The 25,843-nt window shown below is 41.1% G+C and carries 30 protein-coding genes; 22 read left to right on the forward strand and 8 right to left on the reverse strand.

Annotated features, from left to right (window positions below; genetic code table 11):
- The first annotated feature begins 5 nt into the window (after positions 1–5).
- Positions 6–512: a GNAT family N-acetyltransferase gene (locus tag DFR63_RS07770; protein ID WP_115885377.1), complete on the forward strand. Its 507-nt coding sequence runs from the start codon at positions 6–8 to the stop codon at positions 510–512.
- 18 nt (positions 513–530) lie between these two features.
- Positions 531–1,751 (forward strand): peptidase T, encoded by a 1,221-nt coding sequence (pepT, locus tag DFR63_RS07775; protein WP_115885378.1) that lies wholly within the window; start codon positions 531–533, stop codon positions 1,749–1,751.
- 15 nt (positions 1,752–1,766) lie between these two features.
- On the opposite strand, the gene DFR63_RS07780 is transcribed toward pepT, so the two are convergent.
- Both DFR63_RS07780 and DFR63_RS11805 read right to left on the reverse strand, forming a co-directional pair.
- Positions 1,767–3,248: an MDR family MFS transporter gene (locus DFR63_RS07780; protein WP_115885379.1), complete on the reverse strand. Its 1,482-nt coding sequence runs from the start codon at positions 3,246–3,248 to the stop codon at positions 1,767–1,769.
- Positions 3,249–3,320: 72 nt separating this feature from the next.
- A complete protein-coding gene (locus DFR63_RS11805; protein WP_162842317.1) occupies positions 3,321–3,497 on the reverse strand; it encodes a hypothetical protein in 177 nt (58 codons plus the stop codon).
- A 118-nt stretch (positions 3,498–3,615) separates the two neighbouring features.
- On the opposite strand from DFR63_RS11805, the gene DFR63_RS07785 reads away from it, so the two are divergent.
- Positions 3,616–4,407: a class I SAM-dependent methyltransferase gene (locus DFR63_RS07785; protein ID WP_115885380.1), complete on the forward strand. Its 792-nt coding sequence runs from the start codon at positions 3,616–3,618 to the stop codon at positions 4,405–4,407.
- A 333-nt stretch (positions 4,408–4,740) separates the two neighbouring features.
- Positions 4,741–4,890 carry a hypothetical protein gene (locus DFR63_RS11810; protein WP_162842318.1) on the forward strand — a complete coding sequence of 50 codons (150 nt, stop codon included), beginning with the start codon at positions 4,741–4,743 and terminating at the stop codon, positions 4,888–4,890.
- A gap of 51 nt (positions 4,891–4,941) precedes the next feature.
- On the opposite strand, the gene DFR63_RS07790 is transcribed toward DFR63_RS11810, so the two are convergent.
- On the reverse strand, positions 4,942–5,319 hold the full coding sequence (locus DFR63_RS07790) for a VOC family protein (RefSeq protein WP_115885381.1): 378 nt from the start codon (positions 5,317–5,319) through the stop codon (positions 4,942–4,944).
- Between the two features lie 141 nt (positions 5,320–5,460).
- Here DFR63_RS07790 and DFR63_RS07795 point away from each other — a divergent pair, with 141 nt between their 5' ends.
- The 10 genes from DFR63_RS07795 (at position 5,461) to DFR63_RS07840 (ending at position 15,486) form a co-directional block, all read left to right on the forward strand.
- Positions 5,461–6,198, forward strand: a complete 738-nt coding sequence (locus tag DFR63_RS07795; RefSeq protein ID WP_115885382.1) for a methionine ABC transporter ATP-binding protein — start codon at positions 5,461–5,463, stop codon at positions 6,196–6,198.
- The gene (locus tag DFR63_RS07800) at positions 6,191–6,877 is read left to right on the forward strand and encodes a methionine ABC transporter permease (protein ID WP_115885383.1); all 687 of its coding nucleotides are present in this window, start codon (positions 6,191–6,193) and stop codon (positions 6,875–6,877) included. The genes DFR63_RS07795 and DFR63_RS07800 overlap by 8 nt, the downstream gene beginning before the upstream one ends.
- Positions 6,878–6,892: 15 nt before the next feature.
- Positions 6,893–7,720 (forward strand): MetQ/NlpA family ABC transporter substrate-binding protein, encoded by an 828-nt coding sequence (locus tag DFR63_RS07805; protein WP_115885384.1) that lies wholly within the window; start codon positions 6,893–6,895, stop codon positions 7,718–7,720.
- A complete protein-coding gene (locus DFR63_RS07810; protein WP_245954163.1) occupies positions 7,720–8,550 on the forward strand; it encodes a MetQ/NlpA family ABC transporter substrate-binding protein in 831 nt (276 codons plus the stop codon). The genes DFR63_RS07805 and DFR63_RS07810 overlap by 1 nt, the downstream gene beginning before the upstream one ends.
- A gap of 106 nt (positions 8,551–8,656) precedes the next feature.
- Positions 8,657–9,613, forward strand: a complete 957-nt coding sequence (locus DFR63_RS07815; RefSeq protein ID WP_115885386.1) for an AAA family ATPase — start codon at positions 8,657–8,659, stop codon at positions 9,611–9,613.
- Positions 9,603–10,811, forward strand: coding sequence for a DUF58 domain-containing protein (locus DFR63_RS07820; RefSeq protein WP_115885387.1), 1,209 nt, complete (start codon positions 9,603–9,605; stop codon positions 10,809–10,811). Before DFR63_RS07815 ends, DFR63_RS07820 begins: the two co-directional genes overlap by 11 nt.
- Positions 10,808–12,004: a DUF4129 domain-containing protein gene (locus DFR63_RS07825; RefSeq protein ID WP_115885388.1), complete on the forward strand. Its 1,197-nt coding sequence runs from the start codon at positions 10,808–10,810 to the stop codon at positions 12,002–12,004. The genes DFR63_RS07820 and DFR63_RS07825 overlap by 4 nt, the downstream gene beginning before the upstream one ends.
- Before the next feature lie 93 nt (positions 12,005–12,097).
- A complete protein-coding gene (locus DFR63_RS07830) occupies positions 12,098–13,249 on the forward strand; it encodes a hypothetical protein (protein WP_115885389.1) in 1,152 nt (383 codons plus the stop codon).
- Between the two features lie 18 nt (positions 13,250–13,267).
- Positions 13,268–14,491 (forward strand): metal-dependent hydrolase family protein, encoded by a 1,224-nt coding sequence (locus DFR63_RS07835; RefSeq protein ID WP_115885390.1) that lies wholly within the window; start codon positions 13,268–13,270, stop codon positions 14,489–14,491.
- A 101-nt stretch (positions 14,492–14,592) separates the two neighbouring features.
- A complete protein-coding gene (locus DFR63_RS07840) occupies positions 14,593–15,486 on the forward strand; it encodes a YitT family protein (RefSeq protein WP_115885391.1) in 894 nt (297 codons plus the stop codon).
- A gap of 219 nt (positions 15,487–15,705) precedes the next feature.
- On the opposite strand, the gene DFR63_RS07845 is transcribed toward DFR63_RS07840, so the two are convergent.
- Genes DFR63_RS07845 through DFR63_RS07865 form a run of 5 tightly spaced genes read right to left on the reverse strand, consistent with a single transcriptional unit; the run spans position 15,706 to position 18,882 of the window.
- Positions 15,706–16,251: a hypothetical protein gene (locus tag DFR63_RS07845; protein ID WP_115885392.1), complete on the reverse strand. Its 546-nt coding sequence runs from the start codon at positions 16,249–16,251 to the stop codon at positions 15,706–15,708.
- Positions 16,245–16,871 (reverse strand): lysophospholipid acyltransferase family protein, encoded by a 627-nt coding sequence (locus DFR63_RS07850; protein ID WP_115885393.1) that lies wholly within the window; start codon positions 16,869–16,871, stop codon positions 16,245–16,247. The genes DFR63_RS07845 and DFR63_RS07850 overlap by 7 nt, the downstream gene beginning before the upstream one ends.
- Positions 16,872–16,880: 9 nt before the next feature.
- Positions 16,881–17,819 carry a phosphatidate cytidylyltransferase gene (locus DFR63_RS07855; RefSeq protein ID WP_115885394.1) on the reverse strand — a complete coding sequence of 313 codons (939 nt, stop codon included), beginning with the start codon at positions 17,817–17,819 and terminating at the stop codon, positions 16,881–16,883.
- Positions 17,816–18,421: a CDP-alcohol phosphatidyltransferase family protein gene (locus tag DFR63_RS07860; RefSeq protein WP_115885395.1), complete on the reverse strand. Its 606-nt coding sequence runs from the start codon at positions 18,419–18,421 to the stop codon at positions 17,816–17,818. The genes DFR63_RS07855 and DFR63_RS07860 overlap by 4 nt, the downstream gene beginning before the upstream one ends.
- A 32-nt stretch (positions 18,422–18,453) precedes the next feature.
- Entirely contained in the window at positions 18,454–18,882 is a 429-nt protein-coding gene (locus DFR63_RS07865) for a GNAT family N-acetyltransferase (protein WP_115885396.1), read from the reverse strand.
- Between the two features lie 143 nt (positions 18,883–19,025).
- Here DFR63_RS07865 and DFR63_RS07870 point away from each other — a divergent pair, with 143 nt between their 5' ends.
- From DFR63_RS07870 to DFR63_RS07905, 8 genes are read left to right on the forward strand one after another with little or no spacing between them, the layout of a single operon-like run.
- The gene (locus DFR63_RS07870) at positions 19,026–19,451 is read left to right on the forward strand and encodes a hypothetical protein (protein WP_115885397.1); all 426 of its coding nucleotides are present in this window, start codon (positions 19,026–19,028) and stop codon (positions 19,449–19,451) included.
- A gap of 33 nt (positions 19,452–19,484) precedes the next feature.
- On the forward strand, positions 19,485–20,213 hold the full coding sequence (gene pxpB, locus DFR63_RS07875) for a 5-oxoprolinase subunit PxpB (RefSeq protein WP_115885398.1): 729 nt from the start codon (positions 19,485–19,487) through the stop codon (positions 20,211–20,213).
- Positions 20,203–21,192 carry a 5-oxoprolinase subunit C family protein gene (locus tag DFR63_RS07880; RefSeq protein ID WP_115885399.1) on the forward strand — a complete coding sequence of 330 codons (990 nt, stop codon included), beginning with the start codon at positions 20,203–20,205 and terminating at the stop codon, positions 21,190–21,192. Before pxpB ends, DFR63_RS07880 begins: the two co-directional genes overlap by 11 nt.
- A gap of 4 nt (positions 21,193–21,196) precedes the next feature.
- Positions 21,197–21,622, forward strand: coding sequence for an acetyl-CoA carboxylase biotin carboxyl carrier protein (locus tag DFR63_RS07885; RefSeq protein WP_115885400.1), 426 nt, complete (start codon positions 21,197–21,199; stop codon positions 21,620–21,622).
- A gap of 2 nt (positions 21,623–21,624) precedes the next feature.
- Positions 21,625–22,971: an acetyl-CoA carboxylase biotin carboxylase subunit gene (locus DFR63_RS07890; RefSeq protein ID WP_115885401.1), complete on the forward strand. Its 1,347-nt coding sequence runs from the start codon at positions 21,625–21,627 to the stop codon at positions 22,969–22,971.
- Between the two features lie 12 nt (positions 22,972–22,983).
- Positions 22,984–23,748, forward strand: a complete 765-nt coding sequence (locus tag DFR63_RS07895; protein WP_115885402.1) for a LamB/YcsF family protein — start codon at positions 22,984–22,986, stop codon at positions 23,746–23,748.
- Between the two features lie 15 nt (positions 23,749–23,763).
- A complete protein-coding gene (locus tag DFR63_RS07900) occupies positions 23,764–24,975 on the forward strand; it encodes an NRAMP family divalent metal transporter (protein WP_115885403.1) in 1,212 nt (403 codons plus the stop codon).
- Between the two features lie 8 nt (positions 24,976–24,983).
- Positions 24,984–25,751 carry a putative hydro-lyase gene (locus tag DFR63_RS07905; RefSeq protein WP_115885404.1) on the forward strand — a complete coding sequence of 256 codons (768 nt, stop codon included), beginning with the start codon at positions 24,984–24,986 and terminating at the stop codon, positions 25,749–25,751.
- Positions 25,752–25,843: the final 92 nt, after the last annotated feature.

A 25,843-nucleotide genomic window follows, 5' to 3' on the forward strand; every position in this document is an offset into this window, starting at 1 on the left:
AATGTATGATAATTCGTCTGGCAGTGCCGGAAGATGCGGCAGGTATTGCGAAAGTTCAGGTTGAAAGCTGGAATACGACTTATCCGGGTATAGTGCCAAAAAGCTACCTCGACAGTCTCGATGTAAAAAAGAGAGAGAGAATCTGGAAACAGGCTGCCGTTAATCAGCCGCTCTACGTCGCTGAACTGGATGATGAAATTGTCGGTTTTGCAATTGGCGGTGAAAACAGAGACAAGGATACATATCCGGGCTTCGACGGCGAATTATACGCGATCTACTCTTATGAGCACGTACACGGACGAGGGATAGGGCGTGCCTTGTTCGAATACACAGTACAAAATCTCGCAGCACGCGGCTACAAAAAAATGGTTGTTGCAGTCCTGTCGGAAAATCCTGCAGTGAATTTTTACAGGCATATGGGCGGGTATTATCTTGGAAAAGAAACGATTACAATAGACGGTATATCCATAGAGGAATCATTTTACGGTTATAATGATATTAACAAAATATAAAAACTGGGGATGAAGATAATGAAAGAAGAATTAATTGAACGGCTTGCAAGATACGCGAAAATTGATACACAGTCCGATGCGTCAAGCGGTACAGTACCATCAACTGACAAACAGTGGAATCTGCTGAGAGAACTCGAGACAGAACTTAATGCAATCGGTATGAGCGATGTTAATTTAGATGATAAAGGATATCTTTTTGCAACACTGCCTGCAAATGCTGAAAATAAAAAAACAATCGGTTTTTTAGCGCATGTAGACACCGCAACAGATTTTACGGGAACAAATGTTAAACCGCAGCTCGTAAAATATGAAGGCGGCAGTGTTGTTTTAAACGAAGCGCTTAATGTTGTACTGACACCGGAACAATTTCCGAATTTAAATAATTATCAGGGACATACATTGATGACTACAGATGGTACAACTCTGCTCGGTGCCGATAATAAGGCGGGTATCGCAGAAATAATAACAGCTGTGGAATACTTAATCGGTCATCCGGAAATAAAACATGGAACAGTAAAAGTCGGATTTACACCTGATGAAGAAATCGGCAGAGGACCGCATGACTTCGACATTGAAAAATTCGATGCTGATTTTGCATATACTGTCGACGGCGGCCCGGTCGGTGAGCTGCAGTACGAAAGTTTTAATGCCGCAGGGGCAGCAGTAAAAGTAATTGGAAACAGTGTTCATCCAGGAACGGCGAAAAATAAAATGGTGAATGCTGTCCGTATTGCTGCGGATATAATTACTTCTTTTGATGCTGCTGAAACACCTGAAAAGACTGAAGGCTATGAGGGGTTCAATCACATATTAAACTTCAGTGGTGACGTAGAAACAGCGGAATTCAGTATGATTATCCGGGATTTTGATACATCAGCATTTAAAGAACGCAAAGAAACAGTGGAACAGAAAATAGATGAATTCCGGGAAAAGTATCCGGAAGCAAAAATAGAACTGGAACTGAAAGATCAGTATTACAATATGAAAGAAGTTATCGAAGAAGATATGACAATTGTAAGCCTGGCTGAAGAAGCCATGAAATCTTTAGATATTGAACCTGTTATTGAGCCGATTCGCGGCGGTACAGATGGTTCGCAGCTGTCTTATAAAGGATTGCCGGCACCAAATATTTTTACAGGCGGAGAAAACTTCCACGGCAAATTTGAATTTGCATCTATTGATGATATGGAAAAATCAGCGAAGACAATTATAAGAATTATCGAGCTTAACGCAAAATAAAAAAATCAGCAGAGATTAATCTCTGCTGATTTTTTTATTGTCTTCATTTATAGGGCGTGCTCTGGCAATCGATTTGCCGATTGTATCCGCTGAACTTGACTGCTTCAGGAAGAAGGCAGCGACAAGTGCGAGGAATAAAAAGCCGGTACCAACGAGAAAGGCAAGGTTGATACCTTCCAGTGTCGCCTGGTTAATCATCGCTTCTGTCGGGCTATCCATATTGTTCACAGTAATATTTGTGTATGTCTGCATTACTGTTATCAGAAGCGCGATACCAATTGAACCGCTGACCTGGTTCAGCATGCTGTTGAGTGATGAACCGTGCGGAGTCAGATGTGACGGAAGTGAGTTCATACCGTTGGTCATAACAGGCGTGTTGACCATTGTCATACCAAGTGCACGAACCATATAAATAGTTAATAAATACGTAAATGATGTATCTATTTCGAGACGGCTCAAAAAGAAAGTTGTGACAACAGCCAAAGCAAGGCCGGTAATTGCCATTGTTTTTGGCCCGTACATATCAAACAATTTACCTGACACAGGACTCATGAATCCCATAATCAAAGCTCCCGGAAGCATTAAAAGACCGGTGTCGAGCGGACTTAATCCTTGAATATCCTGCATGAAAATAGGAATTAAGATCATTCCGGCAAATAGAGCCATGTTTGCTGCGCCGATAATCAGCGAAGCGATAGTATACATTGGATACTTGTATACTCTGAAGTCCAGCATTGGAAACTCTAATTTAAACTGTCTGATTACATAGAGCGTAATACCGGCAATACCTATGAGCAGAGGAATTAAAACGCTCGAACTGGCGAGACCGTTTTCTCCTGCAGAGCTTAACCCGTAAAGCACGCCCCCGAAACCGATAGTTGACAGAATAATAGACATAATATCTATATGGGCTTCGCGTTTCTGCTGAATTTCCGGCAGCTGCCAGAAACCAACGACGAGTACGATAATCAGCACTGGAATCATCATGTAGAACAGAACATGCCATGAGTAATTTTCAACTACGATACCCGATACAGTCGGTCCGATTGCCGGGGCGAAGAACATGACTAAACTGAATAGACCCATCGCAGTACCGCGTTTATCAGGCGGGAAACTGCTGATCATAATATTCATTAAAAGCGGCATGAGCATTGCTGAACCGGAAGCCTGTATCATCCGGCCAAGAATAAGGGCGATAAAAGCAGGAGAGAATCCGGCGACGATTGTCCCGAGGAGAAACAGCGACATTGCGGTTAAGAACAATGTTCTGGCGCTGAATTTCTGCATCAGATACGCCGTGGTCGGTATAATAATACCGGAGACCAGCATATAGGATGTAGAAACCCATTGTACAGCTGAAGTTGAAATCCCGAAATCATTTTTGATTGCAGGAAGTGCGACGTTTAAAAAAGTGTTCGATAAGAACGAGATGAAAGCACCGGATAATAAGATGATAATTAATTTGTAATCCGGTTTTTTTTGAGATGTTTCAGACATTTATTTTCCCCTTTACCTTAAAATCAATTTAACTATTATACCCTATATTAAATATAATTTCACTAAAAAGATTTATCCGATACGATTATCAATCTGAATATAAACAAAGAAACCTATTGTTGCACCAAGTAATACGGAAATCGGCAGCGCATACGTATCAGGAATGGATGGTAAGAAAGTTTCAATAATCCAGTGGATTCCCAAAAAGCATAATGCCATAATAACGATAGAAACTAAAACACGCGTCATAATTATCCTCCTTATGAAAATAACTGTATCTTTAAATCTTAACAAACCTTAAGGTGGACATGTGAGTAAAATACATTGATAATATAAGATAATCAGTATTAGTGGAGGGAAACTTATTATGAAGACAAAATTTCATAATTATGCCGAGGAGTATTTTAAACACAGAAATGATATTCCGAGTGTATTTTTTGAAGAACTGGCTAAAAGGAATATTGAATTGTCGGGAAGCAAAGTTGCAGATATCGGAGCCGGTCCCGGCTTCCTCAGCAAAGCGTTGAGCGGCTACGGAGCGATTGTAGATGCGGTTGAACCATCGGAAGAGTTCATAGAAATCGGCAAGAAATATGTCGGCAAAGATGACAGAATCAATTTTACAAAAGGCACTGCAGAGAAAACAGGTCTCGATGATGATACGTATGACATTGTTTTTGTGATGAGAGCATGGCAGTGGTTTGACAGCGACAAAGCAGCCAAAGAAGTCAGGCGCATTTTAAAACCCGACGGCATTTTAATTGTGGCGGATATCGGCTTCAAAGTGGCCAATAAGATGATGAAAGAATCTATGAAAATTATTAAGAAAAGTTCCAAGAATGAAGAATTGAAACCGGCCGGTTCTAAAGAAGACTCAATTCAGCTGATTAATGGTTTCCCCGTAGAATGGTTCAGTGACTGGCGTCATGAAAAGCTGGATCTGGAAGAATTTTTCAAACACGAATATAAAGTGAAATTTACAGATCAGGAATGGCTCGGCAGACTTGGCACATCCTCATGGCTTGTCAGTTTTAAGCAAAAACGTATGGATAAGGCAATGGAAAAAATAGCAGACCTGCTGGATTCTATAGATGATGAAAAAAAACATAAGGTGCCTCACGTGCTGAATGTCGCAATACTGAAAAATAAACATAAGTAACATAAGTTGAAAAAAGAGCGACTATTTCGCTCTTTTTTATTTTTTACCATAAATAATGAAAACGTTTCAATACATAAGATCTGAATGAAAACGATAACAAGACGGGTTAATATACAATTTTATGAATAAAATAATCTTAATATAAATACATATAAAACTTAACTACATATAATATTATTTGTATGTGAATTAACTAAAAATTAACAATAGATTTACTTTGATAAAATCATCACATAACATTTGAAAAGCGTTGGTATATATAGTATTATTAAGATACATAAAAGAGGTACAGAGAAATACTCTAATATATAATTTCAAATTAGGAGGGTGAAAATGATTATATCTGATAAACTTACAGCAGAAGTTCGTATGCAGGAATATAAGGAAGTTGCGTATAATAATTCAATTTTAAGTGAAAAGAAGAATGTTGGAAAAGTTAAACGTCCGTTCTTAAACAAACTGATCAGTGCTTTATCTCTATAAGAAATAATATAAGATGCCATTCCTGAAGAGAGAGGAATGGCTTTTTTGTGTTTAAATTAAATTTAATTGCCACGAAACACCAAACTGATCCTGAATCCACGCATACCGCCTGCTCATATTATAATCATCAAGCGGAATATGAATAGCACCATTTTTCTTAAGTTTTCTGTACAACAGTTCTATTTCATTTAAATCTTCACACTCAATATAAACAGACATGCTCGGTGTAAAGGTGAATTCCGATGGAACCTTGGAATCACGGAGCATGAGATGCATATTGCCTATACGTATAATGGCCTGCTGTATTTTATTTGAATCAGGATAATTCACCAGCTGAATGATATCAAACTGATGGAACACCTCTTTATAGTATTCCAGTGCTTCAAAAGCACGTCCTTCAAATGTTAAAAAGGGCATTGCTGCCTTCATTCTATTTTCCCCCTTTACAACTGATATAGTATTGTTTACAATTTTATGAGAACAGACTGATACAGTTTAACACTGTTACATATGTTATCTGTTTATATTATAACAGTTTACTGCAGTGGTAATTTGCGAAGGAGGCTTTAAATGATTGAATTAAATGGGATTATTAAACAGTATCAGGGCCGTGATGGACCGTTCAATGCCTTGAACGATATATCTGTTCATATAAAAAAAAGAGAAAAATTCGGTATTATCGGTGAAAGCGGATCCGGCAAATCGACGCTGCTACGGATGATTAATGCTCTTGAAACACCGGACGAGGGAACCGTAACCGTGGAAGGCGATAATATCGGCAGCCTGTCACCAAAGCAGTTAAGAAAATACCGTAAAAAAATCGGCATGATTTTTCAGCAATTCAATCTGCTTAATAATAAAACAGTGCTCGAAAACATTACTCTGCCTTTAAAGCTTCACAAGTTTGAATCCGCTCTTGATGCAGAAGAAGTGCTTTCTTTCGTCGGTTTAAGCGGCAAAAAAGATAATTACCCGGGACAGCTGTCGGGCGGTCAGAAACAGCGTGTCGGTATAGCCCGGGCCTTAATCACTAACCCGAAAATACTGCTCTGCGATGAACCGACCAGCGCCCTGGATGAAAAAACTACTGACGAAATTGTCAGCGTACTGAGAAAGGCCCATGAAGTATACGGCATGACTATCGTCGTCGTAACCCATGAATTAAATGTGATTAAACAATTATGCGACCGGACACTCGTGCTTGAAGAAGGAAATGTTATCGATACGATCGATATAAAACAGACCTCTCATGTACTTTCCGATGCCTCGTATTACGACCGTATAGTAGAGGTGCTAAAAAATGAGTGAGATGATTACTGTCTATTTTGAACGTGTTGCTGAATATTGGCCGAATCTACTGACGAGTTTAAATGAAACAGGGATTATGATGGGTTTTGCGATGGCTGCGGCTATTGTTCTCGGCCTGCCGCTCGGAACTCTGCTTTACTTAACTGATGAAGATAAACCGTTGCAGAACAAATTTATATACCATACAGCGAACGTTGTGGTAAATATCGTCCGTTCATTTCCTTTCCTGCTGCTTGTTATTGCGATGCAGCCGCTGATACGGGAAGTATACGGCCGGGCTACCGGAGATCCCGTTGCGGCATCGTTTCCGCTGATGGTTATTGCGATTGCACTGTACGCGCGTTTTGTTCAGCAGTCCCTCTTAGATGTGCCAAAAGGTGTTGTTGAAACAGCTCAGGCACTCGGGGCTTCAATACCGCAATTGGTTTATCGCTTTTTATTTGTCGAGGCAAGAAGCTCTTTAATTATAGGTTTTTCGACCGCGTTCGTAAGCTTTATATCATATTCAACTATTATGGGTGTCGTCGGGGGCGGAGGAATCGGTGATTTCGCTATCCGTTACGGTTATCAGCGGTATGAAACAGATATTATGTACACTGCAATTGTCGTTATTATTGTTTTTGTGCAGATTGCACAGTGGTTCGGTCTATGGCTGGCAAGAAAAATTGATAAAAGATAAAAGGGGATTAAAATTATGAAGAGAAAATATTGGCTGTTAAGTATTGTCAGTGCTTTGGTATTAGTGCTGGCAGCCTGTGGCAGCGAAGAAGAAAGTGCTGAAGAGGATACAGAAATTACAGTGGTTTCGCAGACGACGCCGATGACGGATATTGTTGAAATAGCTGCGGAAGCAATTGAAGAACCCTATACGGTTAAACTGATTGAAGTAGCTGACAATATACAGTACAACGAAGCGGTGTTTAACGATGAAGCTGATGCAAGTTTTGCACAGCATGAACCATTTATGGAACAGTTTAATGCAGAAAGCGATGCCGATTTAGTGGCGATGGAGCAAATCTATAACGCAATTGTCGGTTTCTACTCCCCGGTATACGATTCAATCGATGAACTGGAAGACGGTGCTGAAGTTGCAATTCCAAGCGATCCGACAAACGAAGCACGTGCACTCATGATTCTCGATAATGCAGATATTATTACACTGGCTGATGATGTTACACACAAAGCTTCCGTAGATGATATTGAAGACAATCCGAAAGATTTGAACTTCACCCATGTTGATCTGCTGAACTTAAGTTCGTCTTATGAAGACGGCATTCCATTGGTCTTTAACTATCCGACCTATATTGAGCCGCTCGGATTGACGCCGAGTGACGCGGTGCTGCTTGAAGATGATGATGAAAATACTTTCGCCATCCGTGTTGTTGCACGCGAAGGTAATGAAGATTCTGATAAAATCAAAGCTTTAAACGAAGCTTTCACGTCTGAGGAAGTGTATGATTTCCTGAATGAACTTGCAGAGAAAGGACACCTCGAACCTGCATTCGAGCCTGGTGAAGAATGATGAAGAAATTACTTCCTTTATTTCTTTTGATGCTGCTGCTTGCAGCCTGCAGCAATGATAATAAAGAAAGTACAGCATCTGAAAATGATACGCATATTGTTATCGCTTCTCAATCTGAACCGCTGACCTCTATGGTTGAAGTTGCAGCTGAAGTGATTGAAGAGCCCTACACAATGGAACTTCTGCCTGTAAACGATAATATTCAGTACAATGAAGCAACATTTAATGATGAAGTCGATGGCAGCTTATCCCAGCACGAACTTTATATGGAAGGTTTTAATGAAGAAGCGGGAGCCGATCTTGTTGCAATTCAGCCCGCATATATTTCTAATGTCGGTTTTTACTCGCCGGTATATGATTCAATTGATGAAATAGAAGCGGGAGCGGAAGTCGCAATTCCGAGTGACCCGCCGAACGAAGCCCGGGCACTGCTGATTTTAGACAGTGCAGGACTGATTACACTCGATGAAGATACAGGCATCGATGCTGCGGTGTCCGATATTGTTGAGAACCCGAAAGACCTCCAATTCACACCTGTCGACCTGTTTAACTTAACAGCAGCCTATGAAGATGGTGTGGAGCTTGTGTTTGAACACCCGAATTTAATTGCGAATATCGGACTTTATCCGAAAGATGCCATTTTACTTGAAGATGAAGATGAAAAAAGATTTGCCTTCCAGCTGGTAACGCGTGAAGGCAAAGCAGATAGTCCAAAAATGCAGGCGGCAAAACGCGCGCTCGCATCTCAGGAAGTTTACGACCTGTTAATGGAAGAAGCTGAACATGAGATGTTTACACCGGCGTTTGAACCTGGTCAGCCTGCAGAATAATGTTTAATGAAAGTACCGAGTTTGACCTCCCTTACTCGGTGCTTTTTTATTTTGTTTAAATATTGCTATAATTAAGAAAACGTATACAAAATAAGGGGGATTTTGAATGTCAGCCGTAAAAAAGCTTGCGCAGTTTAAAGAAGAAATAGGAAAGGTGATTATCGGACAGGATAAAGTACTTGAGCTGGTATTTATCAGCTTGATTCAGGAAGGACATATATTATTCGACAGCGTGCCGGGAACGGGGAAAACGGTATTGTCAAAAGCTGTGGCTGCCGCTGTGGACGGGGAATTCTCGCGTATCCAGTTTACACCGGATGTGCTGCCGACGGATATTACCGGCATGAATATGTATAATCCGAAGACCCAGAGTTTTAATTTGAGGATGGGGCCCGTCAAAACAAACATCTTACTTGCTGACGAAATCAACAGGGCGACACCGAGAACGCAGTCGGCGCTCCTTGAGGTGATGGAAGAACGGCAGGTCACAATAGACGGAGAACGCGTAGAGCTCGATAATTTATTTATCGTGCTGGCAACCCAGAATCCGATTGAATCGAGGCAGGGCACATTCGAACTGCCGGAAGCGCAGATGGACAGGTTTTTAATGAAGATTTCACTTAGCTATCCAGGTCGGAGTGAAGAATTAAAAATGCTCGATATGCATAGAAATAAAAATAAGATTGAAATTAATCCGGTGTTTACACAAGAAGAGATTATGACGCTCAGAAAACAGGCGTCTGAAATTCGTATTAATGATACGGTCAAAGAATACATAATAGATTTAGTCGGCAAGACGCGAAATCACAAATTTACAGAACTTGGTGTTTCACCGAGGGGGAGCCTTGGTTTAATACGCGCAGCGATGGGCGTGGCCCTGATTAATAACAGAGATTATGTCACGCCTGAAGATGTGAAATATATTGCGCCGTATGTGCTGGCTCATAGAATAGTGCTCAATATAGAAGGGATGACACTTACGACAGGAGAGGCGCTTATACAGGATATTTTAAATGAAACAGCTGTGCCTGTTGAATTTGGAGTGAGCCGTGATGAGGTATAAGTACGACTATAGCGAGACACAGATTGCTTCGCTGTTTACAGTAATCGCATCTGTACTGATTATTTTTGATATTTTTTATGCGGCGACCATAAATATTTACGTTGTTTTTATTCTTGGTGTTCTGCTGTCAGCCATGGGGCTGAACAGGTTTTATGAAAGAAATGTTATGAAACATCTTCATGTTGACATTATTAATGATGAAGTCAGGCATTATAAAGGTGAGTCCGGTGTGCTGAAGATCCGGATTGCACAAAAGGGTATCATGCCGATTTTAAGTGCCGAGCTCACAGTTATTGCCGGCAACGATATTAAGTTTTTCAGCGACCAGGCACTGAAAATCCGTCAGCAGACAGAAACAACTGCGATATTTACAGTGCTGTCTAAAAGTGAAACAGTTATAGAAATACCGTACACTGCGGTAAAACGCGGCGTGAGCTACATCGTTGACAGCCGTATAAGCATTCCCAGGATATTCGGTTTTGGTTATATGGATTTAAGACAGATAGGTTCTGCAAAACATGAAATCATGATATACCCGGATAAGTTTGCTGTTCATAATGAACCGATTAAATTCAAAATTGCTCAAGGGTTATTTAAAAATAATGAATCTCTGTATAATGATCCGCTGTTAACGCTCGGCAACAGAGAGTACATGGAGATGGATTCATTCAGAGATATTAACTGGAAGCAGTCAGCAAGAATGGGAGAACTACAATCTAAAATTTATGAAAAGACAACTTGTACCGAATGGCTGATACTTGTTAACCTGCGCTCTGAATCAGTATTCGCACCTCCTGAGAATATCGAAAGAATATTTGAGAAGCTGAGTTTTCTAACTGGAGAGATCGCTAAAGAAGAAATTACTTACAGTCTCATTGCAAATATGAAAACTTTTGATAAAGGGAGCTATTTCAGAATCGATGAACTGAATGGGCTCCGGAGTTACAGACCGGTGCTGGAAGCACTCTCGAAAATTAAAACAGTAACATTCACGATAGCTTTCGAAAGATTTTTAAACCACGTGAGGCTGTATGAAAAGGTGCCAACCCACATAATTTTTACAGGAGAAACGGATGCACTAATCGACAGAGAACTCGAATACTTTTTACACAGGGGCATTACGATATATCAACTGAATGACAAGGGGCTTGAAAGATACGGGAAAAATACCGGGACGGTTAAGGCGGTGAGCAGATGAATAAAATGAAATACCACTCGATGTTTATCTTTTACTACACCGTGGAAATGTTTGTGCCGTTGTTTATTGGAATATTAATTAATATTCATAATACAGCAGCACATGAATCTCACTTGCTTCCTTTAGTCAGCATACTTTCCCTCCTGCTTGTAATGAGTCATTTCATTGCGGGAAAGTGGCAGTTATCCTATATTTACTTTCTTGTGCCGTTTGGAATTATTCTGTTAATGCTTACAGGTTCTTATTGGCTGACAGCGTTTTTAATTGCCGGTTATTCAGTGTGGACTCTCGAACAGATGCATGACAATATTAATAATCACTATAACAATCTGATGCTGGTAATTATGCTTTTGCTGCTGCTTGTTATTAATCTGATTCCTTCAGATATTATAATTATGCATTACCAGCTGCTTCATTTCATTGCTGCAGGCATGTTTGTCTTTTATTTTTTAGGGAGAATAATTATGCTGATGGCAGGCAGCAGTTACAGAGCGGGGTCCCGCCTCCAGGTATTAGTAATGTCATCTCTCGTACTGCTTGGATCAGCAGCTTTATTTACTGTTGTGTATAACTATATTGTATTTGGTATACAGACGCTATTTATTTTTATGCTTAACGGATTTGTAATGATGCTGAGACCGTTCTTCTCGTTTTTAGAGAAAGTAGAGTTTAAATTTCCTGAAATGGAACAGGAACAAATGGAAGTTAATGATGAAGGAGATGCGGTGGAAGAGTCTTTTGAAGGGACTGCCGCAATCAGCGATGTGCCGGTAATGACTATATTACTTGTACTGGCAGCTGCTTGTATCGCTATTTTTCTTTTTATGTACTTTAGAAAACGAAGCCTGCCTGTAAAAGAAAATAGAGCGGTGCAGACCTACAAAACAGCTGTGACAGATAATATACCTGAAGAAAAAAGAACTGAGAGTGTATCTCAGCCGGACAGCAGAATCAGAAAGCAATATTATGCTTTTGAGAAGTGGCTTGCTAAAAAAGAACTTGGAAGATATCACGGTGAAACTGTCAGTGAATGGGCAGAAAGAATGAATATAAGGAGTGAAAGCAACAAAGAAATGATTGACCTTTATAAGAAATACCGGTACGACAGCCAGGAGTTAACGGCGGATGGATTTAATGAATTTAAGATAATGATTAAAAATCTTAAGCGGATACTGGATGATAAAAACAATTAATTCGGAAAATTCGGATGATGGAAACGTAATCATATTTAAATAATGTTTGAATTGTCGTATAATTCAAACATTACCTTAAAAGGGGGAAATAATATGATTGAGGAACCATTAGTTGCCACCGTCATGCTGTTTGCTTTGCTGGCACTTGGAGAGGTTATTTCTATTTACTCGAAAGCGCGTATTCCAATGCTGATGACAGCAATGATCGGTTACTTATTATTAACATGGACGGGAGTATTCCCCGAAAATATTTTAGAATTATCTACGCTGCCTGCACTTGGTGCATTATTAATCGGGCCGCTTATTATACATATGGGAACTTTGATGCCTTTAAGTATATTAAAAAAACAATGGCGTGCAGTCGTCATTTCAATCAGCGGCTTAATCGGAGCGCTTGTTTTGGTTTTATTAATTGTTCCTTTAGTTTTCGATTTTGAAACTGCGGCAAGCGGTGTCGGGCCGATTTCAGGCGGCGTCGTAGCTTTATTAATTACAACAGAAAAATTGACGGAACTCGGACTGACAGCTTTAATTGTCGTACCGGTGCTCATCGCAGCCTTCCAGACACCGATTGGGATGCCGTTAATTTCATTCTTCTTAAAACGCTATGCCGGACATTTTGTCAGCACGACTGAAGCAACGGAAGAAGAAATAGAATCTCAAAAAGAAGAAGAAACACCGGTAAGGTTTAATCTGCTCAAGAACAATGTAATTTTATTATTCACAGTATTTTTACTGGCGGCGGCGGCTACTGTCTTAAGCGAATGGACAGGAGTTCACTTTACATTATTCTGTCTCCTCTTCGGTATTTTAATGCTGAACGGCAGACTGTTTCCCGAGGGAGTGCTTGAAAAGTCAAACTCATTCAGCTTTATGATGGTAGCTTTAATTTTTGTTATTATCGGTACAATGGGCGGTATTACACCGCAGGATGTTGTGAATAATATTCCTGCCGTGCTGCTGATTTTAGCATGTGGTATCGGAGGTCTTGCAGCCGGCGGATTTATCGCGTCGAAAGCTGTCGGCTGGCATCCGTTTAAAGGAATGCCAATTGCACTTACTGCACTGGTCGGTTTTCCGGGTGATTATATTATTTGTGAAGAAGTATCGCGGAGTACGACTGACAACCAGGTTGATCAGACACGTGTATTTAATGAAATTGTGACACCGATGCTGATTGGCGGGTTTGTTACTGTTACTGTTGCATCGATAGTGGTTGCATCATTTGTTATGGGAATGTTATAAAAAAGGAGTTTTTATATAATGAGTAAATTAATTGTAGAAAATATTAATCTGATTGACGGCAGCGGTGCTGATGTCAAAGAAAATGTAACGGTTGTTATTGAAGATGGCCGCTTTACCCATGTTGGAAATTCTGTTGAAACAAACGGCGCTGAAGTAATCGACGGACAAGGGAAATACATGCTGCCCGGAATGATAGATACGCATGTACACTTATCTACAGAATTTAAGCCGCTCGCCGACAGAATTGCAACACCATTTTCGTATCATTTCTATGAAGCGGCTCAGTATGCTGAAAGAACGATTAATGCAGGTATTACAACGGTAAGAGATGCACTTGGAAGCTCTCTCGGCTTCAAGCAGGCAATTAATGACGGCCTGGTTACCGGACCGCGCATGCAGGTTTCAATTAATGCTTTATCTATTACAGGCGGTCACGGTGACGGTTATAATTATTCGGGCGTGGAGCTCGGTATTGTACGGCCTTATGAAGGCATGCCGGACGGTATTGCTGACGGTGTTGAAGAAGTGCGCAAGAAGACACGCGAACTACTCCGGGCCGGTGCTGACGTGATTAAAGTGATGGCAACAGGCGGGGTTTCAAGCCCGACAGACCATCCTAAATTTACTCAGTATTCGCTGGATGAATTAAAAGTAATCGTTGAAGAAGCAGAATTTAGAAATGGTGTTAAAGTAATGGCGCATGCACAAGGGCTTGAAGGTATTAAAAATTGTGTAGAAGCGGGAATTCATTCGATTGAACACGGTATCTATCTGGACGATGAAGTGATTGAACAGATGAAAGAGAAAGGAACGTATCTCGTTCCCACGCTGCTTGCACCGGTGTCAGTAATAGAATTTGCCGATGAACTCGGTATTTCCGCAGTGGGTCTTCAGAAATCTAAAGAAGTAATGGAAGATCATAAAGCAAGCTTTAAGAAAGCATATGACGCAGGTGTGAAGATTGCGATGGGTACAGATGCCGGAGTCTTCAAGCATGGTACAAATCTGCGGGAACTTGAACTGATGGTGGAATCGGGAGCAACGCCGATGGATGCTATCGTTATATCAACGAAAAATGCAGCGGAATGTATGGAAATTGAAGACCTCGGTGTCGTTAAAGAAGGGTATCTTGCAGATTTCATTTTAACTGAAAGCAACCCGCTTGAAGATATAGGAATTCTGAAAAATAACGATGAAATTAAAGTTGTAGCAAAAGATGGGAAAATATTAAAAAGTATATAAGCAAAATTGAGCCGTCTGCTGTGACGGCTTTTTTCATGCGTTGAAAGATGTGTTAAAGTAATATAACATAGAAAAAGTACAAGTGCCGAAGGGGGATATGCATGAAAATCAGAAAAGCTTTAAAAAATACCCGGTTCGAAAAGATAAGACTGACATTTAACTCAGAGTTTACCGTCCAGACATTAATCAACGCTCTGACCATCATCGTAGGATCGTTTCTATTCGCTATCGGTGTGAACGGCTTTATGATTGCAGGAAACCTCGGTGAGGGCGGCTTCATCGGTATCTCCATTATTTTGTTTTATGCTTATGGCATACCGACAGCACTGTCAAATTTAATACTGAACTTCATAATACTTATCGTCGGCTTTAAATTTTTAGGCAGACGCGCAATGCTGTATACAATATTTACAATTCCAATGACGTCTCTTGCTCTCTGGGTAACAGAATCATGGCAGATACAGACTGATGAGATTTTAATCAACACAGTATTCGGCGGGCTGTTTATCGGAATGGGTATAGGATTAATTATCCGAATCGGTTCAACGACAGCAGGAACGACGATTTTAGCCAAAATGGCCAATAAATTTCTCGATGTTAACGTTTCTTATGCACTTTTGTTCTTCGATTTAATTGTCATTACAATCGGTCTGACAGTAATGTCACTTGAACAGGTGCTGCTGACAGTCATCGCTTTATATATCGCAACAAAAGTAATGGATTTCATTATAGAAGGTATGAACCCGAAAAAAGCAGTAACGATTATTTCTCAGAACCCGGATTTGCTGGCGAATTTAATTAATACGAAAATACACCGTGGTGTCACGATATTAGACGGCCACGGCTACTATTCAAAAGAAGAAAAAGATATATTGTTTGTAGTTATTAACAAATCACAGCTTAACCGTTTGAAACGGCTTATTAAAGCAAATGATGATCAGGCATTTGTTGTTGTGCACGACGTAAACAGTGTACTTGGGAATTATCTGATTTAATAAATTTAAAAAATAAACTGTAACTGAAGCGGTCGGAAATAGTTTTATTTCATAAAGTATAGATAACCCGTACGCCAGACTCCATAGGGGGAGCTGACGTACGGGTTATTTGTGCTGAAAATATTTATATCCGGGTCCTCCTTAACTTTTTACCATTTAATACAGTTTAACAGTACAGTTTCTCGCTGGAAGGATTCAACCTGACCTTCAGGATAATCATTAAAATGGGCTGTGAATACTGAAATAAATTACATAAACGATTATCCAGACAATAGACCAGATTATAACTTTCATCTGCATAGACAGTGTTTTAAATACATAATGCGACAGTGCATATGCAATTATAGAGACGGTTAAAAAACGCAGCAGCCTTGCCGGGATGGTAAATATAAGAAACATTACAAGGCCTGTATACTCATGTGCAGCCGCAGCAAAAAGTTTATACGGAACGCCGAACAGGGGGCCGGTAATCAGCGCGGTGAAAGTGCTGTCTCTCATTGTACGATGCACATGTTCAATCATATATTCATGAACTGCTGGAATACTAAGCATAAATGCTTCGGTCTGCCCCGCATTAGAGCTACTCCATATAAATATTATAATACCGCCTGCCGGTGCTCCTGCTGCTGCTGTAAGATTTGCATATATTACATACTTAAACTTCTTTTTTCTGATTGCGTACAGCGATAAAATGACATCTGGAATAATAAAAAACCACGTTGCCTCACTTAACCCCCATATAAAAATAACGATCATCATTACCATTCGCTAAACTGTCCTTCCTCCTGCAGTGTATTCATCCGCTCATTCAGCTCCGTCATAAAGTCATTGCGGTTATCCTTGTAATAAAATTTATCACCGACAAAGATATCGATAAAAAAAGGCACAAATACAAATGAGCCTTTCGGCAGCGCTTTGCCGAGCCCGTGAATAAAAAGAGGAACTACAGGGACTTCAGGTTTTTCGCGCATCAGATAATATATACCGCTTTTATATTTACTGAGCTGTTCAGCTTCGCCGCGCGAACCTTCAGGAAACAATATAATAATACCATCGTCATCCAGTGACTGAAGTACTGGTTTAAACATGCCTCTGAAGTCCCGGGTCATCTTCCTTTCTATCGGAATAATATTCATTACTTTAGTTGAGAAAAAAACCAGAAATTTATTCTTCATAAAATAATCACCCGCAGCAACCGGACGGACTTTTGAAAAGCTTTTGCCTCTGAACAGGGACATCAGCACCAGGGTATCGAGATGGCTGTTATGATTGGCAATAATCACACACGGCCCGCTCTCCGGCAGCTTATCTCTTCCGCGTATATTCAAGCCTAGAACAAACAAAATAACCGGTCTTACTAAAATAGCAAACAGCAGATTTTTCATAGTCATCACCTAAAAGTAAAAGTATCTTGTAAAGTGGAAAAACAGCGGCGCCGTATATGTCAGTGAATCGACACGGTCGAGAATACCGCCGTGTCCGGGAATGATGGCAGAAGTATCTTTAATATTTAAATCGCGTTTTAAAGCTGAGATATTAATGTCACCGACAAAGCCGGTCAAGCCGATATAGAGTCCTGCTATAATGCTCGCGAGAAGCGAAAAGGGTGTAATAAGCGGTGCCAGTAGTACAGCGAGTACAGTCGTGGTCAGCACACCGCCGATAAAGCCGGCCCATGTTTTATTCGGTGAGACTTTCGGGATAATTTTCTTCTTGCCGAGCATCTTGCCCCATATAAACTGTGCAACATCGTTCGCTTGAGTAAGGACGACTAAAAACAGCACAAGACCCGCTCCGGCAACGCTTTCCTCGCGGCCGGGCAGGACGAGCAGAAAGGCCAGGTGCGACAGCCCGAATACCATCAGCATTACACCCCACTGAACAGTCGCAATAGAGCGCAGAAAATTCTTCGTTTCACCGACGATTATAGCCTGTATAGGAATGAGCAGGAACATATACACCGGAATAAATACGATAAACATCCCGTACCAGCCGAGATATATTAACAAAAACTGAATGGGAATTGTCAGATATGCCCAAAATAATACAAGACGATGCGCCCGGTTAAATGGAATGAGTGAAAAATATTCTTTCAGAGCCAGGAAACACAGCAGTGCCATAAAAATCAGTGAAATTGTCGAATGAATAAGCAGTGCAAACGTAAAAATAATGAACATGACCCACCATGAACGAATACGCATTTCTACTTCTTTTAAACCGTTGCTTTTATTTTTTCGCTTCATTATTTTAGTAATGACTGTAGAAATAACTAAGACACCGACAATACCGATTAAGACGTAAAGTACTTCATCAGTCAGCAGATTTATATTCATGAACTTTCCTCCAGTCCGCCGAGTACGCGTTTATAAATGTTAAATGCAATTAATATAGAAGCAGCTATGAAGATAATATGCAGGTAAGGTTCAAGCGGAATTTTAAATAAAAGTATGACAGAGATAACACCGATTAGGAAAGCACGGTCGCTTTTTCCCATCGGTCCATCGTAGCGCCGCTCTCCTGATGTAACTTCTGCAAGTACTCCCGCCATCTCACTTATAATAGACAAAGTGATAAAGATAATAACACTTGCCGAAAAGGTATGAGTGACTAGAGTAAAAGGAATGAAGAGTGCGGTATCACTGATGACATCTGTGAGCTCATTTAAAAACTTTCCGAGGCGGCTGGTTAAGTTAAATTTTTTAGCGAGTACACCGTCAATAGCGTTCATCGCCATCCGTACAAACATAAATAGAGGAATAACGATATATATCCAACGGCTGTCATAATTAAAATAAAAAAGCACACCCGTAATTATCGATAACAGGCATGCTGATATTGTCACCTGGTTTGGGGTGACATGATGTTTGTGAAGATTATTAACGAACGGCATAAGAAGCTGCTGGAACTTTGGTTTTAATTCATAAATGCTGATCATTTAAAATCACTCCAATGTTCTTTAGCAGAATGCTAGTATTTAATCCCGCGGTCGAGCATATATACTATGATATCCCCGTTTTCCGCGATGAGCCTAAAACCTTTGTACTGCAGCCATGTTTTCGAAAAAGTAGTTCGGTAATGTTCATGCGACAGGATATAAATTTTACTGACCTCCGCTGCTGCAGTTAAATAGGCATCCAGCAGCTTGGAGCCGATGCCCGGTGTAGGATGGCCGGCGTGCATAACAATCTCTGCTATATACTGGTTAATATTGCCGTCGCCGCTTGAACGGATAATGCCGACGAGCTGTTTGCCGTCCCGCACAGTAATGCAGTAATCCGAGTTTAAAATGCTTTGATAAAGCTGGTTATAATCGGTATACAATTCAGTGTCTCCGGAAGTGTAGAGATCGACGATATCGTCGAATGACATGTTTTTCTCGGTTGAAATGGTAACCATGACTCACCCCGTATTTGATATAAGTAATTAATTATAGCAAGAATTTTCTGATATTGAAAGATAGTGCTTATTTGTTTATACTTATGATTGTATACGGTTTCAGTGAAAAGTGGAATAAAATACTTAGAAACAGGGTGGAATAAATGGAGCTGCAATTATATTTTTATCATCAGGAAATCAGTTTGACACCTAAAGAAATTTTCAGCGTGATTAAAAGTGATGAAAAGCTGTTAAATACGATAGAAAAATTAACGGATATCGAATACATAAACAGTACTTCAATGCCGAGAGAAGAAGGAACGAGAGCCATACTTCAATACAGTGCATCGCCTGTGGAAGCTGAAATTACCGGATTCAGACAGGACAGAAGAATAGAACTGGAACTGGAAATTCCGGCTGGAACAGTAAAAGCAATGTTTAATATCGTCCCTGTGGAAGACCGCTCTGAGGTAACTATTTCAGCAAAACTGTTTACTGATTCACCGGTAAGCTTCGTTCTGTATGCCTTAAAAATACCGTCTATTAAAAAACAGTTTGATGGGGCGGCAGAAAGACTCGGCCGCAATTAACAGCTGCAGCTATTACTGAAAAGGAGACCGAAAATGAAAGTGAAACAATACTCAGAAGATTCGCTGACGGTAAATTTAGGCAGCGAGATCGATGAAAAAATCAATAAACAGCTTGTACAGCTGAAATCAGCTGTAACGGAACTTAACTTAGAAGGCATCACTGATATTGTCTTATCCTATACGAGTCTGATTATATATTTTGATGTGCTTAAAGCTGATTCAAAAAAAATAACAGGAGCAGTAAAAGCACTGGAATTAAGAGAATTGAAAGACAGGGAGTACGCGTATAAAGTTGTTAAAATACCGGTGTGCTACGGCGGGGAGTTCGGCCCGGACCTCGCTCGTTTTAAAGAAAACGGGCTGACGCCGGAAGATGTCATCAGCATGCACAGCAACAAAGAATATCTTGTTTATATGCTCGGATTTATGCCGGGTTTTCCTTTTTTAGGAGGGCTCAGCGATAAGCTGTTTAAAGCAAGACTAGACTCGCCGAGAATGAAAATTCAAGCAGGCACCGTCGGCATCGGCGGACGGCAGACCGGTATTTATCCTTTTGATTCTCCGGGCGGCTGGAATCTTCTCGGAAGAACCCCGGTTCCGCTGTACGACAGCTCGCGTGACAATGCAATTTTATATGAAGCAGGGGACAGAATTATTTTTACGTCAATTGACGAGCGGGAATATTACCGCATAAAAGAAGCATACGATAAAGGTGAATATACTGTGGAGACAGAATACAGAGGTGAAGCAGATGGCGCTTAAAATTATCAATCCGGGCCTGTTTACGACAGTGCAGGATCTTGGCCGCTACGGATATGAATCATACGGTTTTACCCCTGCAGGGGTCATGGATTATGAAAGTTATTATCTTGCGAATGCACTGCTCGGCAATGATTATAATTGCGGCGTGCTCGAACTCACGCTTTACGGAATTACCTTTGAAGTACTGCACAGCACGAGTATGTCGTCTGCCGGAGCAGAAATGGAACTGACAATTAACGAAGAACCTTTTGAGACAGGAACTGCTGTTGATCTCGTTAAGGGTGACATTGTAAAGTTCGGCGGTGTTAAAAAAGGTGCCCGTACATATATTGCTTTCAGCGGCGGGCTCGATCTTCCGAAGGAACTCGGCAGCTACTCAACTCATACGAGAAGCCAGATGGGCGGTTACAAAGGACGCGTCTTAAAGGCGGGGTATATTTTGCCAGTCAAAGGGAAAACAGTGGAACATAATTTTCCGGTAATCACAAAAATATTGACTGAAGATACTGAGATACGCTTTATCCCGGGTCAGCAAAATGACAGATTTGATTCTGTGAATAAACGGATATTTACAGAAAGTGAATATACCCTTACAAAAGACAGCGACCGGATGGGCTGCCGTCTTGAAGGTCCGGCGGTGGGATCTGCAGATGACGACGATATATTGAGTGAACCGACACAATTCGGCAGCATCCAGGTGCCGAAAAACGGGCAGCCGATCGTTCTGCTTGCCGACCGCCAGACCGCAGGCGGCTATAAGAAAATTGGCACTGTCGCAAAAGTCGACCTGCCAAAAATTGCCCAGAAAAAACCGGGAGAGAAGATTACATTTACCGAAGTAAGTGTAGATGAAGCGTCACAGCTGTATAAAGACAGTCTGAAGGCATTAACTGACGGTTCATATATTAATACATCAGTTAATTTTAAAAATGCGAGACGGCGGGATGCATTAAGTATTACGCAATTAATTGGAGGATAAAATAATGGATTTTAAAGAAATAAAAAAACTGGTTAAATTGTTAAAAGAAGAAGATCTGGCTGTACTCAGCATCTCGGAAAATGATACTCATATTCATATCGAACAGAAAGGCGCGGAAGCTGCAGTACAGCCTGCGGCAGACCGACCTGCACCGGCAGTTTCAGAAGAGGAAGCCTCCAAACTGATTGAAATAACAGCCGGTCAAATCGGAACCTTCTACAATCAGAAAGATGAAAACAGCGATGAGATATTTGTTTCAGAAGGAGATAAAGTTTCTAAAGGGGACCAGGTCGGTTTTATTGAAGCGATGAAAGTATTTAACGATGTGAAAAGCAGCGTCGCGGGTATCGTTGAAGAAATAACTGTGGCCAATGGAGATGCTGTGGAATACGGTGATGTGCTGTTTCGTGTCCGTCCAGAGGAGGCATGACGATGAAAAAGGTTTTAATTGCGAACCGCGGTGAAATCGGGGTAAGAATTATCAGAACTTTAAAGGAAATGAATATTGCGAGCGTTGCAGTCTACTCGAGCGGTGACGCAGATAGTCTTCATGTTGCATTGGCAGATGAAGCTTATTGTATCGGGGGACCGAAAAGCGCTGACAGCTATCTAAACATCGATAATATACTGCAGGCTGCAATTATGAGTAAGGCAGATGCTATTCATCCGGGTTACGGGTTTTTATCGGAAACACCTGAATTTGCAAAACGGACTGAAGAGCTCGGTCTGATATTTATAGGACCTTCACCGGAAACGATGGCAAAAATGGGTGATAAGTCCATGGCAAGAGAGACTATGAAAAAAGCAGGTGTTCCTGTTATTCCGGGCAGTGACGGCATTGTCAAAACAAAAGATGAAGTGAAGAAACTGGCAAAAAAAATTATCTATCCTATCGTAATAAAAGCTGTTTCCGGCGGCGGCGGCAAAGGTATGCGGTTTGCCCACAATGATGAAGATGTGGACAAATTGTACGATGAAGCAAAAAAAGAAGCAAAAAACTCTTTTAACGATGACCGCTTGTACGTTGAGAAATACATTCCAAAAGCACGCCATATTGAAATTCAGGTTATCGGTGACGGCAAGGGCGGAGCAATCCATTTATTTGAGCGGGATTGTTCGATTCAGAGAAATAACCAGAAATTGCTTGAAGAAGCACCGGCAACCATTTTAAGCGGTAAAGAACGTGCTGATATTACAGAAACGACGCGGCAGGCGATTGCAAAACTGAATTACCGCGGAGCAGGGACAATTGAGTACTTATATGTAGCTGAAGAAAAGCGTTTTTATTTTATTGAGATGAATACGCGGGTACAGGTTGAACATACCGTCTCGGAAGAAGTGACCGGAATTGATATTATCAGAGCTCAGATTGATGTTGCATTTAATAATGATATCGGTATTACACAGGGTGAAGTGAAGCTGTCAGGACATGCCATTGAAGCACGGCTGAATGCGGAAGATCCGGAAAATCGTTTTATGCCTTCACCGGGTAAAATTGAGAAACTGCATTTTGGCCTCGGCAGAAATGTACGTGTGGACACGCATATTTATAGCGGTTATTCTATACCGCCGTATTACGATTCGATGATTGCTAAAATTATTGTGAAGGCTGATAACCGGGAAGATGCCTTATTCAAACTGAAACTTGTGCTCGGGGAAACAGTTATTGAACCGGTTAAGACAAATTTAGATTTTCAGTATTATCTGCTGGGACATCCGAAAGTGTTAGCGAATGATTACGATATTAAGTTGCTTCATACAGAAAATATTATTGAGTAAAGGATGGTTTAATTGAGTAAATTAACGATTGATCTAAATGCGGATCTCGGGGAGAGCTATGGAAATTATACAATCGGCAACGATGCGGAAATCATTCCTCTGATTTCTTCAGCGAATGTGGCGTGCGGATTTCATGCCAGTGATCCGGCCGTGATGATTGAGACGGTTAAACGCATCAAAGAATCGGGTTCAACAGGTCTTGGAGCCCATCCGGGATTCCCGGATTTAATGGGCTTCGGCCGCAGGTATATGGAATTGTCAGAAACGGAAGTTCATGCAATTATGCTCTATCAGCTGTCAGCGCTGGACGGTATAGCGCGGACATACGGACTTGATATGAATCATGTGAAGCCCCATGGTGCGCTTTACAATGCGACCTTTAAAAATGAAGATCTCGCTCATGTTATCGCAAAAGCGGTTAAAGATTTTAATCCAGATTTAAAATTAATGGGACTTGCCAATAATAATTTAGTCAAAGCCGGAAAAACTCTGGGGCTTGATGTCATTAATGAAGTATTCGCAGACCGTGCCTACGAAGATGACGGCACGCTGGTTTCACGAAGCAAGGAAGGTGCGATGATTACCGACAGTACTCTCGCTACAGAACGTGTTGTCCGTATGATTACCGAAGGTAAAGTAGAAAGTATCAACGGAAAAGACGTGGATATTCAGGCGGACAGCATCTGCGTCCATGGAGACGGAGAAAAAGCATTGGAATTTGTAAAAGAAATCAGACGTCAGATAGAAGAAAAAGGAATTTCTATCGAAACGTTATAACTGAGGGGTGCAAATATGGAAAATAAACCGAAAATGACAGCCGCACAGCGCAGACTGCTGTTCGGTGCGGTGTTCCTGATGGCAACATCTTCAATCGGACCTGCATTTTTAACACAGACAACAGTATTCACACAGCAGTTCATGGCGAGTTTTGCCTTTGCCATTTTAGCATCCATCGTTATTGATATCGGTGCGCAGCTAAATATTTGGCGCGTACTGTCAGTCAGCGGAAAACGCGGACAGGATGTGGCAAACGAAGTCTTTCCAGGGCTCGGCTCATTAGTTGCCATTCTGATTGTAATCGGCGGTTTTGCTTTTAATATCGGAAATGTCGCTGGTGCAGGACTTGGTTTCAATGCCATTTTCGGGTGGGATGTAAGAGTTGGCGCTGCAATTACAGGTATTTTTGCAATTATAATATTTTTAATAAAGAACGGCCGTGCTGTTATGGATATCGTGACACAGGTGCTCGGAGTGCTGATGATCGGTATCGTAGCATATGTAATGATTATTTCAGAGCCGCCGGTTGCTGAAGCGGCTAAACGGGTAATTTTACCTGAAGATCCAATTGCGATGCTGCTGCCGATTATTACTCTGGTCGGAGGCACAGTCGGCGGTTACATTACTTTTGCCGGCGCCCACCGTTTAATTGAAGCAGGAATGACAGGTGAGAAAAACCTGCGCTTTGTCAGTCACGCTGCAAACTGGGGAATTTTAACTACAGGTGTTATGCGGGTTCTCTTATTCCTGGCAGTCCTCGGGGTACTGACTCAGGGTGCAGTCTTATCAGATGAAAACCCGCCGGCTTCTGTTTTTCAGTTTGCTCTCGGTGATATTGGAATGAGAGTGTTCGGTGTTGTCCTGCTTGCAGCGGCTCTGTCATCTGTAATTGGTGCGGCATACACAAGTGCAAGTTTTATGCGCTCATTTAACCAGGTCTTTGACAGGTATAATAATATAGTCATTGTTGTCTTTATTGCGACGTCGACTTTAATATTCTTACTTGTCGGCCGCCCGGTTACTCTGCTTATACTGGCAGGTTCTTTCAACGGACTGATTCTGCCGCTGACACTCGGTGCGATACTTCTTGCTTCACGGAAAAAAAGCATCGTTGGAAATTACCACCATCCGACATGGATGATTGTTTTCGGTGTAATTGCAGTTGTAGTTACGTTGATCGCAGGATTTATGTCGCTTCAGGGTCTTGCAGATTTATGGAATGGATAGGTGATTAAATGAATGCTGAAAATATAAGAATGAAGATTAGAACAGGTGAACATTCAGGTCCGACGTCCGGTATCTCGGGAGATAAAGTACAGGCGAACTTAGCAATTCTGCCAAAGGAATATGCTTTTGACTTCTTGTTATTTGCTCTTCGCAACAGTAAACCGGTTCCGATTATTGAAGTGCTTGAAGCGGGCGAGTTTACCAGCAGATATGCACAGAACTCGGATATCCGCACGGATGTTCCGCTGTATAACATTTATAAAAAAGGTAAGCTGACAAATACAGTCAGCGATATTAAAGATGAATGGCGGGATGATTTTGTCACCTTTTTAATCGGCTGCAGTTTTACTTTCGAACAGGCAATTTTAGATGCGGGAATCAATATTAAACATATTGATGAAGGGCGCAATGTCGCAATGTATAAAACGAATATCGAAACGGTGCCTGCCGGCATTTTTTCAGGAGAGACAGTAGTTTCCATGCGTCCATTTAAAAAAGAGCTTATCGATAAAGTAATTAATATAACAAATGACTTTCCAAACATGCACGGGGGACCGGTGCATGTTGGAAACCCTCAAGAAATCGGAATAGAAAATATTGATAGTCCCGATTACGGAGATTCGATTGCTATTGCAGAAGATGAAGTTCCGGTGTTCTGGGCGTGTGGCGTCACACCTCAAAATGCTGTATTAAAAGCAAGACCTGAAATTTTAATCAGTCATGCACCGGGACATATGTTTATTACTGATATTAATAATGAAGAATATAAAAATTAGAACCGGGCTGCTGCCCGGTTTTTTGCGTTTTCAAAGGAAAACACTTTAAAAACGGACGATATTCATAATTATTTAACCATTGACATTTAAAA

This window comes from Jeotgalicoccus halotolerans, from assembly GCF_003387165.1.
Lineage (GTDB): Bacteria > Bacillota > Bacilli > Staphylococcales > Salinicoccaceae > Jeotgalicoccus > Jeotgalicoccus halotolerans.